Annotated in this window: 12 protein-coding genes; 7 read left to right on the plus strand and 5 right to left on the minus strand. The window is 60.0% G+C overall.

Going from position 1 to position 14,938, the window contains the following annotated elements:
• The first annotated feature begins 187 nt into the window (after positions 1 to 187).
• The 4 genes from AB4N44_RS15625 (at position 188) to ilvD (ending at position 5,570) form a co-directional block, all read left to right on the plus strand.
• A complete protein-coding gene (locus tag AB4N44_RS15625) occupies positions 188 to 1,261 on the plus strand; it encodes a SagB family peptide dehydrogenase (protein ID WP_460108512.1) in 1,074 nt (357 codons plus the stop codon).
• Positions 1,258 to 2,235 carry a diiron oxygenase gene (locus tag AB4N44_RS15630; protein ID WP_460108511.1) on the plus strand — a complete coding sequence of 326 codons (978 nt, stop codon included), beginning with the start codon at positions 1,258 to 1,260 and terminating at the stop codon, positions 2,233 to 2,235. The genes AB4N44_RS15625 and AB4N44_RS15630 overlap by 4 nt, the downstream gene beginning before the upstream one ends.
• Positions 2,228 to 3,460, plus strand: coding sequence for a multidrug effflux MFS transporter (locus tag AB4N44_RS15635; protein ID WP_316917271.1), 1,233 nt, complete (start codon positions 2,228 to 2,230; stop codon positions 3,458 to 3,460). The genes AB4N44_RS15630 and AB4N44_RS15635 overlap by 8 nt, the downstream gene beginning before the upstream one ends.
• 268 nt (positions 3,461 to 3,728) lie before the next feature.
• Entirely contained in the window at positions 3,729 to 5,570 is a 1,842-nt protein-coding gene (gene ilvD, locus AB4N44_RS15640) for a dihydroxy-acid dehydratase (RefSeq protein WP_077574927.1), read from the plus strand.
• A gap of 192 nt (positions 5,571 to 5,762) precedes the next feature.
• Here the strand turns inward: ilvD and AB4N44_RS15645 are convergent, their stop codons facing one another.
• Positions 5,763 to 6,824 carry an HAD family hydrolase gene (locus AB4N44_RS15645; protein ID WP_150749770.1) on the minus strand — a complete coding sequence of 354 codons (1,062 nt, stop codon included), beginning with the start codon at positions 6,822 to 6,824 and terminating at the stop codon, positions 5,763 to 5,765.
• 240 nt (positions 6,825 to 7,064) lie between these two features.
• On the opposite strand from AB4N44_RS15645, the gene AB4N44_RS15650 reads away from it, so the two are divergent.
• Positions 7,065 to 8,456, plus strand: a complete 1,392-nt coding sequence (locus AB4N44_RS15650; RefSeq protein ID WP_150749771.1) for an L-cystine transporter — start codon at positions 7,065 to 7,067, stop codon at positions 8,454 to 8,456.
• Between the two features lie 90 nt (positions 8,457 to 8,546).
• Here the strand turns inward: AB4N44_RS15650 and AB4N44_RS15655 are convergent, their stop codons facing one another.
• Positions 8,547 to 9,059 carry a dihydrofolate reductase gene (locus tag AB4N44_RS15655; protein WP_460108509.1) on the minus strand — a complete coding sequence of 171 codons (513 nt, stop codon included), beginning with the start codon at positions 9,057 to 9,059 and terminating at the stop codon, positions 8,547 to 8,549.
• 85 nt (positions 9,060 to 9,144) lie between these two features.
• Between AB4N44_RS15655 and AB4N44_RS15660 the strand changes: the two genes are divergently transcribed.
• Together AB4N44_RS15660 and AB4N44_RS15665 are read left to right on the plus strand one after the other, a co-directional pair.
• Entirely contained in the window at positions 9,145 to 10,524 is a 1,380-nt protein-coding gene (locus AB4N44_RS15660) for a DUF2868 domain-containing protein (protein ID WP_460108507.1), read from the plus strand.
• Positions 10,517 to 11,902: a GTPase/DUF3482 domain-containing protein gene (locus tag AB4N44_RS15665; protein ID WP_093429806.1), complete on the plus strand. Its 1,386-nt coding sequence runs from the start codon at positions 10,517 to 10,519 to the stop codon at positions 11,900 to 11,902. Before AB4N44_RS15660 ends, AB4N44_RS15665 begins: the two co-directional genes overlap by 8 nt.
• Positions 11,903 to 12,075: 173 nt before the next feature.
• On the opposite strand, the gene AB4N44_RS15670 is transcribed toward AB4N44_RS15665, so the two are convergent.
• From AB4N44_RS15670 to AB4N44_RS15680, 3 genes are all read right to left on the minus strand, one after another.
• Positions 12,076 to 12,636: a phosphonate degradation HD-domain oxygenase gene (locus tag AB4N44_RS15670; protein WP_460108505.1), complete on the minus strand. Its 561-nt coding sequence runs from the start codon at positions 12,634 to 12,636 to the stop codon at positions 12,076 to 12,078.
• Positions 12,636 to 13,769 (minus strand): TIGR03364 family FAD-dependent oxidoreductase, encoded by a 1,134-nt coding sequence (locus tag AB4N44_RS15675; protein WP_460108503.1) that lies wholly within the window; start codon positions 13,767 to 13,769, stop codon positions 12,636 to 12,638. Before AB4N44_RS15675 ends, AB4N44_RS15670 begins: the two co-directional genes overlap by 1 nt.
• 126 nt (positions 13,770 to 13,895) lie before the next feature.
• Positions 13,896 to 14,921, minus strand: a complete 1,026-nt coding sequence (locus AB4N44_RS15680) for a putative 2-aminoethylphosphonate ABC transporter substrate-binding protein (RefSeq protein ID WP_007912988.1) — start codon at positions 14,919 to 14,921, stop codon at positions 13,896 to 13,898.
• Positions 14,922 to 14,938 lie beyond the last annotated feature (17 nt).

Genomic DNA, 14,938 nt, shown 5'->3' on the forward strand with positions numbered 1-14,938 from the left:
GCCACGAGGTGACTTCAACTATCAACGAACAAGGAGTTCACATCATGAAAAGTATTTCTCTGGAAAGTAAAAAAATCGCAAACCTGGCTTTTCTGGTTGCGTCCAAAGCCCGTTAAGTGAGTCAGGACGCCGGGGAGTGCCGGCAACCCGGCGTCCTTTTGACTTTATCCAGAGTGAATCGACCCACATGCACATCAATCCTTATCTATTTATATTGCCGCGTTCGCCCGGACAAATTGTATGGAACTATAAAAACCATACTCAACACGAGCTTGACCTGAACTACGCCTCTCGCCTCGCCCAACTAATAAACAAGCCAGACCTCTTCGACACCGACAACATAATAGACATACACCTATTAAACGCGGACATACTAACCGTTTCAAAAATAGACACTCCAGAATGGGGCTGGGACGAACTGTCAAAGATTTATCATATCGGCACGCAAAATATTCCCTGTGAACATATTCCCCAGAACATCCATGAGTGGGCCAGACAATATCTGGCGCACTGCAACGAGGTATTGGCCACTCCACCTCCCGCAAACGACTGCCCGCAGCTTGAACCTGAGCAACGCATTGCCCTGCCTGCTCCGTGCGCGTTGGGTAATGACAGCCTGAAAAGTGCACTGCTAAAGCGAAAAACCTGTCGCAGCTACACCGGTGCAGCGATGACGCTCAATGACGTCGGCACTCTGCTCTATCTTTCTCTCGGCTATCTGCACGAACGCGAACAGGATTGCGACGACAGCATCGCCACAGGCCTTGGTGCTCGTCGAAGCAGCCCTTCCGGTGGAGGCCTGAACGCCTGCGAAGGCTTCTTGCTGGCCCGGAATGTTGTTGACCTGGAGCCCGGCATTTATGCCTACCATCCGGTCGATCATTCCCTGAGCCGGGTCAATTCGTTGCCTGAACCCGCCCTGGGCCAATTGCTCGGCGGCCAACACTTCATCAACAACCTGCCACTGGGGTTGTTCATCACCGCCCGTTTTGACCGGCTCTGGTGGAAATATGAACACTCGCGGGCCTACCGCATGGCCTTCGTTGAAGCCGGCCACCTGTCGCAAACCTTTCAACTGGTCGCCACGGCACTGGGCCTCAACACCTGGCTGACCGGGGCATTTGCCGACCGTCAGGTCGAAGCACTCCTCAATCTCGAGGGTAGCGCTGAACAACCACTGTTTTTTGTTGGCTGCGGAGAAAGCGATGGACAGGTGATGTGCAGTGAGATGCGCGAACTGTTGCGCGAGGGGCAGGCATGAGCCAGTCAATTGCGGACCCGGATGAAGCGCCAGTGTCATGGGCACTCAAATTCACCTTGGGCGATTGGGCGAGCCGTGCTTCCGTGCGCAGCAGTACCCATGATTATCAATTGCCCGACGATGTGCCGCTGCAACTGCAAACCCGCCACTGGTTTCCACCTGCGTTTCTGCCCTACCTGGCACATCCGGTCATTCAAGCCGCCGGGCGTGATGTGCTGCACCGGCTGTCAGCCAACCACCTGGTGCACTTTCTCGATTACACCACTCTGCTCGAACACCGCATCGTCAATCGTGCCGTGGAAGTCATCGTGCACCGTGAGCTGCCCATCTACGTGCCTCTGGCAATGAAACACGCGGCGCTGCAGCTCTACACCGACGAGGGTTACCACGCACTGTTCTCCAATCGACTCGCTGAGCAGATCGCCAGCTTTTACGGGATCACCGGACGTCCGGCGATTCCAAAGCGCATCACCCGCCTTAACGCATTGATCGCTCGCACACCGGAGAAGAATCGACCACTGGCATGGTTTCTGCTCGGTTTCGTCTCGGAGACCATCATCGCCCGGGAGCTGCTGGACGTCTGTCGCGACAGCCTGGTGTCCAGCGTAAGCGACATGCTGCGCGACCACCTGACTGATGAAGCCCGCCACAGTCGTTACTTCGCCGAGGTGTTCCATTACTTCTGGCTGTCCATGAACAGCCGCCAGCGCCTGTTTGTCAGCAAAACACTGCTGGAGATCATCGGGATTTTTTTCGAGGTCGACGAACACTGGCTGCAACAGAGTTTGCGAGGAGCAGGCATTGCCGACAGCGATGTGAGGGACATCATCGGCGGCATGGCAACGGCGCACGCCAATCGTGCACGCGCACGATCAGGCTCCATTGCAACGCTGGACGCACTGCGCAAGGCCGGTTTTTTCGCACTTCCTCATAACCAGAAACTTTTTGCCAAGGCAGGACTGATCGATGGATAAAGGAAAATCCGTGGTAACCACAACGCAGCGCCGCGCTGCTGTCAGCCTGTTGCTGGCCATGGTGCTGCTAGGCGTGTTTCCACTGGATGTCCTGCTGCCTTCATTTCCAGCATTGGCGGCACACTTTCGCAGCTCACCGGCGGATATCGCACTGTCCATCAGCCTGTTCGCCGTGGGGATCGCATTTGCCCAGCTCCTGATCGGCCCGCTCTCGGACGTGATCGGGCGCAAAGGCTTGTTACTCGCCGGCATGAGCGTGTCGATGCTGGGAGCGCTCGGTTGCGTCATGACCTCCGATTACACGCTATTCCTTGTATTCCGGGTGATGCAGGCCTTGGGCTGTGGCTGCTTCGTGCTGTCCCAGGCGCTGGTACAGGATCTGTTCGAAGGCGAGGAGCGCGACCGTTTGCGTATCCTGATGGTCACGGCTACCGGGATTTTCATCTCGGTGTCGCCGCTGGCCGGGACCTTTCTGCAAGCCACACTCGGCTGGCGCGGCAGCTTCTGGGTGTTTACTGCGTTGTCCGCCATGGTGCTGATCAAGGCCTGGCTGTTTTTGCACAACAGCCGTCCAACCTACAATGCTGCGCGACTCGGTTTCATCCAGTCGTACCGACGGGTACTGGGGGATTTCGAATTTGTCGGCTACTGGCTGATCTCGGCGTTTGCATTTGCCTGCCACTTCTCGTTCATCGTTATTTCGCCGCTGATCTTCATGGATCAACTGCAACTCGCGCCTTATGACTTTTCATTGATTCTGCTGGTTTACGGTGCTGCCTATGTTGTCGGCGGCATCCTCGCGGCCGTATTGAATCGACGCATTACACCGGTTCAGCAAATCTTCGCCGGACTGAGCCTGATACTGCTGTCGGGAATGGCGATGCTATACCTGTCGGCCAACCATGCATTGGCCCCGGCCACCGTGCTGATCCCGATGCTGATCTGCACCGCGGGCACCACCATTGCACGACCCGCCGCCACCTCGCGGGCCATGGGCCTGTTTCCTGAAAACGCCGGGACTTCGGCCTCGGCGGGCAGCACGATCATCTTTATTTGTGGCGGACTTATCAGCGCGTTGATCAGCCTCAGCCCGGTCAATCTGCAATCAACGCTGGGCTACAGTTTTGTGCTGCTGAGCACGATAGCGCTGGTACTCAACAACAAGCTCAGCCGTCGCGCCAGAGAGCATGAAGCCAATGCCGCAGTGCAGTCCGGTGGTGATTAAACCTGCCGGCCGTCATTCCATATACACCGTCTGCGCTGGAACAACGCTTTGCGCCATTCCCTCCAGACGCCAGCGGTGTAGAATCGGCTGATTCATCGCCATTCATCCCCCGGCGGGTTTATGAGCTCAGGCTGAGACCAGCGGCGATCCCGCAACGTCATCGGCAACATCACGGACACACGGCCATTTCTGAGTGTTCCAGACGTCAATAGAAGCTCACTCCCCTTTTGCACCTGATTAGTAAGTGATTAGCCGCCCGGAGTGCTCCATGCCAGATTACCGCTCGAAAACATCCACCCACGGCCGCAACATGGCCGGTGCCCGCGCACTGTGGCGCGCCACGGGGATGAAAGATGACGACTTCAAAAAGCCGATCATCGCCATTGCCAACTCGTTCACCCAGTTCGTACCGGGCCACGTGCACCTGAAGGATCTGGGCCAACTGGTCGCCCGCGAAATCGAACGCGCCGGCGGTGTAGCGAAAGAATTCAACACCATCGCCGTGGATGACGGCATCGCCATGGGCCACGACGGCATGCTGTACTCGCTGCCGAGCCGCGAGATCATCGCCGACTCCGTCGAGTACATGGTCAACGCCCACTGTGCTGACGCCATTGTCTGCATTTCCAACTGCGACAAGATCACCCCGGGCATGTTGATGGCTGCCTTGCGCCTGAACATTCCGGTGATCTTCGTTTCCGGCGGCCCGATGGAAGCCGGCAAGACCAAACTCGCGTCCCACGGCCTCGACCTTGTCGACGCCATGGTGATCGCCGCCGACGAAAGCGCTTCTGACGAGAAAGTCGCTGAGTACGAGCGCAGCGCCTGCCCGACCTGCGGTTCGTGCTCCGGCATGTTCACCGCCAACTCGATGAACTGCCTGACCGAAGCACTGGGTCTGGCACTGCCGGGCAACGGTTCGACCCTCGCCACCCACAGCGATCGCGAACAACTGTTCCTGCAGGCCGGCCGTACCATCGTCGAACTGTGCAAACGCTACTACGGCGAGAACGACGAATCGGTGCTGCCGCGCAACATCGCCAACTTCAAAGCGTTCGAGAACGCGATGATGCTCGACATCGCCATGGGCGGTTCGACCAACACCATCCTGCACTTGCTCGCTGCTGCCCAAGAGGCGGAAATCGATTTCGACCTGCGCGACATCGATCGTCTTTCGCGCACTGTTCCGCAACTGTGCAAAGTTGCGCCGAACATCCAGAAGTACCACATGGAAGACGTACACCGCGCCGGCGGCATCTTCAGCATCCTCGGTTCGCTGGCCCGTGGCGGCTTGCTGCACACCGACCTGCCGACCGTGCACAGCCGCAGCATGGAAGAAGCCATCGCCAAGTGGGACATCACCCAGACCACCGATGAAGCGGTGCATCACTTCTTCAAGGCCGGCCCTGCCGGTATCCCGACGCAGACGGCGTTCAGCCAGTCGACCCGTTGGGAAACCCTCGATGACGACCGTGAAAACGGCTGTATCCGCAGTTTCGAACACGCCTATTCGCAAGAAGGTGGCCTGGCCGTGCTGTACGGCAACATCGCGCTCGATGGCTGCGTGGTGAAAACCGCCGGTGTCGACGAATCGATCCACGTCTTCGAAGGCAACGCGAAGATCTTTGAAAGCCAGGACAGCGCCGTACGCGGCATCCTCGCTGACGAAGTGAAGGCTGGCGACATCGTCATCATTCGCTACGAAGGCCCGAAAGGCGGCCCGGGCATGCAGGAAATGCTTTACCCGACGTCGTACCTGAAATCCAAAGGCCTGGGCAAAGCCTGCGCGCTGCTCACCGACGGACGTTTCTCCGGCGGTACTTCGGGTCTGTCCATCGGCCACGCTTCGCCAGAAGCCGCCGCCGGTGGCGCGATCGGTCTGGTGCAGGACGGCGACAAAGTGCTGATCGACATTCCGAACCGCTCGATCAACCTGTTGGTCAGCGACGAAGAACTGGCCGCACGCCGTGCTGAGCAGGACAAAAAGGGCTGGAAACCTGTGGAAGTGCGTCCACGTAAAGTGACCACTGCCCTCAAGGCCTACGCCCTGCTGGCGACCAGTGCCGACAAAGGTGCTGTGCGTAACAAAGCGATGCTCGACGGGCTGTAAGCCTTAAGCGTCGAATAAAAGAATGCCCCGCCTGAGTGCGGGGCATTTTTGTGTCTGAGCGAAATCCCAAAGTCACAGCAGATCAAACTGTGGGAGCGAGCCTGCTCGCGAATACGGTATATCAGAAACAGAGATGGTGACTGACACTACGCTTTCGCGAGCAGGCTCGCTCCCACATTGGATCGGTGTGGCTTACTGAATTTCCTCAGGTTTGACGATCACCCAGTTCTTGTCCGCCGTCACCGGCAACCCTTCTTTCGCCTGCGCCGCCGCGTGCTTGGCCATCATGCCGTTGATCTGCGCCATGTACTTGTCCTTGCGGTTAACCCACAAGTGAATCCCGCCCTTGGCCACGTCGACATCGTGGAACAGCATGTAACCATCGCTGGTCGGGGTATCGCCGCCAACCAGTACCGGTTTTTTCCATTCATCGATGTAGGTGAGAATCGCCGCGTGCTTGCCGGCCATCCACGTCGCCGGCGTCCACAGGTACGGCGTCAGCTCAAGGCCGAGGTTGGCCTTCTCGTCATATTTGCCGGCGGTGATCTGTTTGCGTGCGGTGGTCAGTTCGTTGGTTTCGCGGTTCTTCAGCAGCGTGGTTACGCCGATGACGTTCTGCGGTTTGACGTTGTAGCCGTACTTCGGATCCGCCGCGACCATGCGCACCAGCTCTTCAGAGGCGGCGGTCATCACGTAGACCTCGATGCCGTTCTCCATCAGCTTGTTGTACAGCTCCTGCTGGCCGGTGAAGATCTTCGGCGGATTGACGTCGAGTTTCTTCACCACATCGCCTTCGTAATAAGTCGCCGGCACCGGTTTGCCTGAAGCCATCAGCTCATCGACGTAGCCTTTGAGTTCCTTGAGGGTGAAACCGGAGAACACCTGCGCCACCCACGGATAGCAGACCATGTCGTCGACTTCGCAGAGGCGGTAGTAATAACTGAACAGGCTTTCCTTGTGGTCGGCGGTGTCCTTGAACGGCATCAGTTTCAGGGAAGGATCGAGTTTGTCGCGGGTGATCAGGCCCTTGTTTTCCATGAACGGCAACAACGACTCTTCGAGGTCGTAGCGGTAACTGGTGTTGTCCATGTCGAACACCGCGTAGTTACCCTTGTTGGCATTGGCGGCGATCATCGCATCCAGCGCCTTGGCCTGATCGGCCGGCCAGTGTTTCAGGTCAGTAGCGAACGCCTGAGTAGCCAGGCCCATGCCCACCGTCAGTGCGACAGCCAGAAATTTCGGTGCGAACTTCATAAGCCTCTTCTCCCTGATTCAAAGAGATCGACGCTAACAAATATGTGTGACAGTCCTCGCCTGTCAGCGACCGCCCACGTCCCTATTGCGCCAGATGCATTGCCGAGAGCGACACGGGCTTATTCCAAAAACGACGGACGCCCTAAGATTTCGGTATTAAATCATTGCAAATCAAGCTGTTAGGCTTGCCGGTTCGCAGCAGCCCCGGAAGGCTGTTGGCAAAGTCTTTCTGGAGTTCTCATGAATCTACCGTTGATTCTCAACCTGCTGGTGTTCCTCGCCCTGCTCTTCGGTCTGGCGCAAACCCGCCACACCACGTGGAGTCTGGCGAAAAAAGTCCTGCTCGCGCTGGCGATGGGCGTCGCGTTCGGCGTGGCCCTGCACACCCTTTACGGTGCCGGCAACCCGGTGCTGAAAGCCTCGATCGGCTGGTTCGATCTGGTCGGCAACGGCTACGTACAGTTGCTGCAAATGATCGTTATCCCGCTGGTGTTCGCCTCGATCCTCAGCGCAGTGGCGCGCCTGCACAATGCTTCGTCGCTGGGCAAGATCAGTTTCCTGACCATCGGCACCCTGCTGTTCACCACCGCGATTGCCGCGCTGATAGGCATCGGCCTGACCAACCTGTTCGGCCTCACTGCCGAAGGTCTGGTCGCTGGCACTCAGGAAATGGCCCGTCTGCAAACCATTCAGACTGACTACGCCGGCAAAGTTGCCGACCTGAATGTGCCGCAACTGCTGCTGTCTTTCATCCCGCAAAACCCGTTTGCCGATCTGGCGCGGGCCAAGCCGACCTCGATCATCAGCGTGGTGATTTTCGCTGCGTTCCTGGGGGTTGCGGCGCTGCAACTGCTCAAGGATGACGTCGAGAAAGGTCAGAAAGTGATCAACGCCATCGACACCCTGCAAGCCTGGGTGATGCGTCTGGTACGTCTGGTGATGAAGCTGACCCCTTACGGCGTGTTGGCGCTGATGACCAAAGTGGTCGCCGGCTCCAACCTGCAAGACATCATCAAGCTCGGCAGTTTTGTCGTGGTGTCGTACCTCGGTCTGGGCCTGATGTTCGTCGTGCACGGCGTACTGGTGTCGGCCGCCGGGATCAACCCGCTGCGTTTCTTCCGCAAGATCTGGCCGGTGCTGACGTTCGCGTTCACCAGCCGCTCCAGCGCCGCGAGCATTCCGCTGAGCATTGAAGCGCAGACCCGTCGTCTGGGCATTCCGCAATCGGTGGCAAGTTTTGCCGCGTCGTTCGGTGCGACCATCGGCCAGAACGGCTGCGCGGGTCTGTATCCGGCGATGTTGGCGGTGATGGTTGCGCCAACCGTGGGCATCAACCCGCTGGATCCACTGTGGATCGCGACGTTGGTGGCGATTGTGACCTTGAGTTCGGCGGGCGTGGCCGGTGTGGGTGGCGGCGCGACGTTCGCGGCGCTGATCGTGCTGCCCGCGATGGGTTTGCCGGTGTCACTGGTGGCGTTGCTGATTTCGGTTGAGCCGCTGATTGATATGGGCCGCACGGCGTTGAACGTGAGTGGTTCGATTACGGCCGGTGCGATTACCAGTCAGGTGATGCAGCAGACGGATAAAGAGCTGCTGGATGCCGATGAGCATGCGGAGTTGGCTCAGGCTTAAGTAGCGCCTGACAGACCGCTATCGCGAGCAGGCTCACTCCTACAATTGGAATGCGTTCCCCCTGTAGGAGTGAGCCTGCTCGCGATGCTTTTAGGCTTTTTCCCAAATCTCAAAGTTGTACGCAGGCTTGTCGCCCTCAGCCGGATTCGACACATTCGACACCAGCTTCCACTGCTGCAAATCAAACTCCGGAAACCACGCATCCCCTTCCGGGCTCAGCGCCACGCGAGTCAGATACAGACGATCCGCCTGCGCCAGCCCTTGCGCGTACAACTGCGCGCCGCCAATCAGCATCAGCTCATCAACGCCCTGCTCCTTCGCCCATTCCTCGGCGCGAACCACGGCAGCTTCCAGCGACGGATAAACCTCGGCACCTTCGAGCACCAGACCGGCCTGACGGCTGACCACGATGTTCAAGCGCCCCGGCAACGGTCGACCGAGCGAATCCCAGGTCTTGCGACCCATGATGATCGGCTTGCCCAAGGTGGTAGCCTTGAAGTATTTGAAGTCCCCCGGCAGGTGCCAGGGCATGCTGTTGTCGACGCCGATCACGCGGTTTTCACCGAGGGCTGCGATCAGGCTGAGGGGGAGTGATTTAGTCATGCCGGCGAGGATACCAGAGCCGCGCTTACCCCGATAAGCGCCACAGCGGTTATGCTCAGCGCTCAATTAAGCGACGGGACGCTGCGTGACTGAACTGACTCCACTGCAAAACCTCTGGCTCACCGAAACCGTGCGCCTGCGCGAAGAACACGCAGGCCCATTGGATGATCTGGAAGCCAATCGTCTGGCCCGCACCGCCGGCGGTGATCTGCCGAGCCGCATTCAGCGCCGGGCGCTCTGGCTGGCCGAGCGCGACGGGCTGACCAATGCTCTGAAACACTGGCTGCAAGGCGCGCGTCTGGCGTTGCTGCTGATGGCGCTGCTGGCCTGCGTCACCGGGGCGGGCATGGCATTTTCTGCGCTCGGCGACGGTACGCGAGCGGTAAACATTTTCTGGGCGCTGGGCACGTTGCTCGGGGTCAATCTGATCCTGCTGCTGAGCTGGGCATTCGGCCTGCTATTCGCTGGCGAACACGCGGCAGCGCTTGGCAGATTGTGGCTGTGGCTCAGCGAGAAATTTGCCCGGGACGCCAAAGCCGCGCAATTACCCCCCGCATTACTGGTCCTGCTGCAACGCCACAAACTCAATCGCTGGGCGATTGGCTCGCTGGTCAATGGCCTGTGGTTGCTGATCATGTTCAGCGCGCTGAGCATGCTGATATTGATGATGGCCACCCGGCAATATGACTTCATCTGGGAAAGCACGCTGCTTGGCGCTGACTTCTTCGCGGCACTGACTGATGCGTTGACGGTTATTCCCCATGCGCTGGGCTGGAGTGCGCCGAGCGTGGACATGATTCGCGTAACGCTGGACACCGATTACAACCGCGTGCTGGTTCGCCAGATGTGGGCGATATGGCTGGTCGGCGCGGTGCTGATCTATGGCGTGCTCCCCCGCCTGCTGCTGATGCTGTTCTGCCGTTGGCGCTGGAAACGCGGGCGTGATCGCTTGCGCCTGGAGCTGAACCTGCCCGGCTACGCGCAGCTGCGCGAACGTCTGATGCCGACCAGCGAACGCCTCGGCGTCAACGACCCGGAGCCTGCGCAGTTGCATCGCGTCGAAAGCAGCGTCGGCGAACTCGCCAGCGAAGGCGCGTTGCTGGTCGCCATCGAACTCGACGAACAACGTCCATGGCCACCCGCGCTGCCGAAAAATGTCAGTAACGCCGGCATCCTCGACAGCCGAGAATCGCGGCACAAACTCCTCGAACAACTCAGCCGTTTTCCACCGGCACGTCTGGCCATTGCCTGCGACCCACGGCGCTCGCCGGATCGCGGCAGCCTCGCCTTGATCGCCGAACTGGCGCGCAGCGCCGGCGAAACCCGTGTCTGGCTGCTGCAAGCACCGCCGGGCGACGAACTGGATGCCGAACGCCTCGGCGACTGGCACGTTGCGCTGCAACAACTGGAGTTGCCGTTCGCCGATTGCGCGCCGTTGAACTGGTTGGAGACGGGTCATGACTGATGCCTGGAAAGCGCCGCTGAAACTCGCGGTGGTCGGCCACACTAACGTCGGCAAAACCTCGCTGCTGCGCACGCTGACCCGCGACGTGGGTTTTGGCGAAGTGTCCCATCGCCCGAGCACTACCCGGCATGTCGAGGGCGCGCGGTTGTCGGTGGACGGCGAACCGTTGCTCGACCTCTACGACACGCCGGGACTGGAAGATGCCATCGCCCTGCTGGATTTTCTCGAACGCCTGGAACGCCCCGGCGAACGCCTCGATGGCCCGGCGCGGCTGGCGCGGTTCCTCGACGGCAGCGAGGCTCGCCAGCGCTTTGAGCAGGAGGCCAAAGTGCTGCGGCAATTGCTCGCCTCCGACGCCGGTTTATACGTGATCGATGCGCGCGAACCGGTGCTGGCCAAGTATCGCGATGAACTGGAAGTGCTCGCCAGTTGCGGCAAACCGTTGCTGCCGGTACTGAATTTCGTCAGCAGCGCCAACCATCGCGAACCGGATTGGCGCGAGGCATTGGCGCGGCTCGGGCTGCATGCGCTGGTGCGTTTCGACAGCGTCGCGCCGCCCGAGGATGGCGAGCGCCGGCTGTATGAAAGTCTCGCGTTGCTGCTGGAAAATGCTCGACCGCAATTGGAGCGGCTGATTGCCGATCAACAGGCTCAGCGCCTCGCGCGTCAGCAAAGTGCGGCGCGCTTGATTGCTGAGTTGCTGATCGACTGCGCCGCGTGCCGACGCAGTGTGGTCAGCGAGGCGGAGCAGGAGCAGCAAGCCATCAGCGAATTGCGCAAGGCTGTGCGCCAGCGCGAGCAGAAGTGTGTTGAGGCGTTGCTCAAGCTGTACGCGTTCCGACCACAGGATGCCGCGGCGAGTGATTTGCCGTTGCTCGATGGACGCTGGGGTGATGACCTGTTCAACCCGGAAACCTTGAAGCAACTCGGCGTACGCGTGGGCGGCGGTATTGCTGCTGGTGCGGCAGCGGGGGCTGGTGTGGATTTGCTGGTTGGCGGGATTACCCTCGGCGCGGCGGCACTGGCTGGGGCGATTGCTGGCGGTGCGCTGCAGACGGCGCGCAGTTATGGCAGTCGCTTGCTGGGCAAGATCAAAGGGCAGCGTGAGCTGACGGTGGATGACGGAGTACTGCGGTTGTTGGCGTTGCGTCAGCGGCAACTGGTGTTGGCGCTGGATCAGCGCGGGCATGCGGCGATGGATGCGGTTCAGGTGGCCACGCCGCAAGACAAAACCTGGCGTGAGGGCAAGTTGCCTGAAGCGCTGAGCAAGGCGCGGGCGCATCCGCAGTGGTCGTCGCTCAATCCGCAGGCGAAGTTGAATCAGGCGGAACGGCAGGAGCAGATTGAGGCGTTGGTTGATCGGGTGCTTGAGCTTTAGATCGCTACCCCCTCACCCCCGCCCTCTCCCCCAAGGGGTAGAGGGGGAAGGGAGCAGATCTCCAGGCTTTTCAAAACCTGAGTTCGGCTGGATATTTCAGGTCGATGTATCACCTGAGAACAACTCCGTAGGCTCCCTCTCCCTCCGGGAGAGGGCTGGGGTGAGGGCGACAATCACACAGTAGACAACAATCTCGCAGCCTTACGCTTCAAAACCCCAAGATCCATCACCGGCACCGCGCGCTCCTTGGCCAACTCATCCCACTGCCGCATCCGCAGGCTGACCGCACACAACGGATCGCGCTCAAACACATCCGCCTCCACCTCGGTCATCACCCCACCCTGATACGCCAGCGTTCGCCGGCTCGCCTCACTCAGCCGATCAAAATACCCCGGCTCACGCAACGTCAGATACCGCTTGGCCTGCACGTGATATTCCACCAGCTGTGCCAAGCGCTCGCTGAAACCGGCTTCACGCAAATAATCCGCGCCCAGGCGTTCATGGCTGAGCACGCCATAACCGCCCATATTCTCCGCGCCCTCGGCACACAAATGGCCGATGTCATGAAAGAACGCCGCCAACACCACTTCATCGTCAAAGCCCTCAGCCATCGCCAGTTCGGCAGCCTGGGACATGTGCTCAATCTGTGACACCGGCTCGCCGATGTAATCGCTGGTGCCGAAGCGTTCGTACAGCCCGAATACCCGCGCAACGACTTGCTCATGACCTGTCATCAAATTTCCTCCAGCAACTGCGCAACGTTGCGCTCGGCCATCGCCGGGCCGACGCTCATGCCGACGCCGGTGTGCATCAGCGCCACACTCAACCCCGCTGCCGGGCGCAGCAACGAAAACGGCCCCGGTCCTCGAGAACCATAGACGCCCTGCCAGCGCTCGACCACTTGCACCTTGCAGCCCAGCGTCTGCTCGGCCAGCTCGATCATCCAGTTATCCACTTGCTCGGCGTTGAACGGTGAAGGGTCGCTGCCGTAATGGTGCGAGTCGCCGATGATCAGCTCGCCGTACGGCGTCGGGCTGATCAGCAGGTGAATGCCGTTGTCGTGCAAGTGCGGTTGCTCGCGCAGGATCTGCGCCTGCACCGCCGCTGCTTCCGGCAGATCGGCGAAGGCGCCGTAGTGCACGCAACTCAAACCGGTGAGCAAGGCGTGTTGCAGATTCAGCTCGGTCGCAGGTTTGGCGCGGAGCATTTGCAGACGGCAGATTTGCGGATCGAGGGCGGCGATCGGCTCGGCGAGCAAGGTCTGATAATCGTGGCCGGAGCAGACGATAATCTGCTTCGCGGTGAAACTGCCGGCGGTGCTGTGCAGGCGTCCGGGTTCGACGTCGCGCACCAGCGTCGAAAAGTGAAACTCGACACCGAGGTCGCGGCGCAAGTAATCGATCAGCGCCGGGATTGCTTCGCGTGAGTACAGCTGTTGATCGTCGATGCCGTGGAGGGCGGCGCGGTGGTGGCTGAACTGGCCGTGATACAGATCGCGCAAAGCAGCGCCGCGCAGCAACTGGATGTTGTAACCGTGCTCCACGGCGCGACCGTTACAGAAGGCTTCGAGCAGATGTTCTTCGGCTTCAGTACGGGCGAACAGGTAGGAACCGTTGCGCTTGATTTGCAGACCGGCGAGTTGCGCCCAGTCGCCCCAGATCTCGCGGCTGGCCTTGGCCAGCTCGAGCATTTGGCCAGGTGGTTGGCCAGTGACCAGCGCCTGGCCGAAGTTGCGCACCGAGGCGCCGAGGGGCGTGGCAGTGCGTTCGAAAACGGCGACCTTGAGACCGCGTTTGGCGGCGGCGTAGGCGTGCGATAGGCCCAGAATGCCGGCGCCTACGACGAGCAGGTCTTGGTGTTGTGTCATGAGGCTACCTCAATGATCGTTCCCACGCTCCGCGTGGGAATGCAGCCAAGGACGCTCTGCGTCCATAGTGACGCGGAGCGTCACGGGATTCATTCCCACGCGGAGCGTGGGAACGATCGGCAACGGTTACTTGGCGGCGACTTTCTCGGACTTGCCGTCATAACGCTTGCGCCACTCGGTCAGAATCTCGTCGCGATTCTTCGAGGCCCAGGCAAAGTCATTCTTGATCAGACGCTGCTCGTAATCCGCCGGCAATTCGGTCTGCGGCTTGGCGATCCCTGGCTGGGCAAGAACAGCGAAGTTCTCCTTGTACAGATCCATCGCCTCGGCACTCGCCGAGAAGTCAGCCAGTTTCTTCGCCGCTTCTTCATGCGGCGTGCCTTTGATCACGGCAGTCGCTTCGATCTCCCAACCCAGACCTTCCTTCGGCAGGATGATGTCCAGCGGCGCGCCCTGACGCTTCAGCTGTACCGCCGGGTATTCAAAGGAAATCCCGATCGGGAACTCGCCCGCCGCTGCTAACTTGCAAGGCTTGGAACCGGAGTGAACGTACTGGCCGATGTTCTGGTGCAGACCGTCCATGTAGGCCCAGCCCTGCTTCTCGCCAAAGGTTTGCAGCCAGGCGCTGACGTCGAGGAAACCGGTGCCGGACGACGCCGGGTTGGGCATGACGATCTTGCCTTTGTACTCAGGCTTGGTCAGATCCTGCCAGCTCACGGGTTTGGTCAGGCCCTGCTTCTCAGCCTCAACGGTGTTGAAGCAAATCGTCGCGGCCCAGACGTCCATGCCGACCCACGCGGGCGGGTTCGCGGCGTCGCGGTAGTTCGCGCCGATCTTGCCGAGATCCTTCGGCGCGTAGCTTTGCAGCATGCCTTGCTGGTCGAGAATCGCCAGGCTCGAAGCAGCCAGGCCCCACACCGCGTCAGCCTGTGGACGGGCCTTTTCGGCGAGCAGTTTGGCGGTGATGATCCCGGTGGAATCACGCACCCATTTGATCTCGACGTCCGGGTTGGCCTTTTCAAAGGCTTCTTTGTAGGACTTCAGTTGCTCGGCTTCGAGGGCGGTGTACACCGTCAACTCGGTTTTTGCCGCGAAGGCATTCAGGCTGAAAGTAGCGAGCACAGCTGCGGCCAGGGCCATAGGCTTGAACATGATCGTTTTCCTGTAAG

Source organism: Pseudomonas sp. S3_C06 (assembly GCF_054667675.1).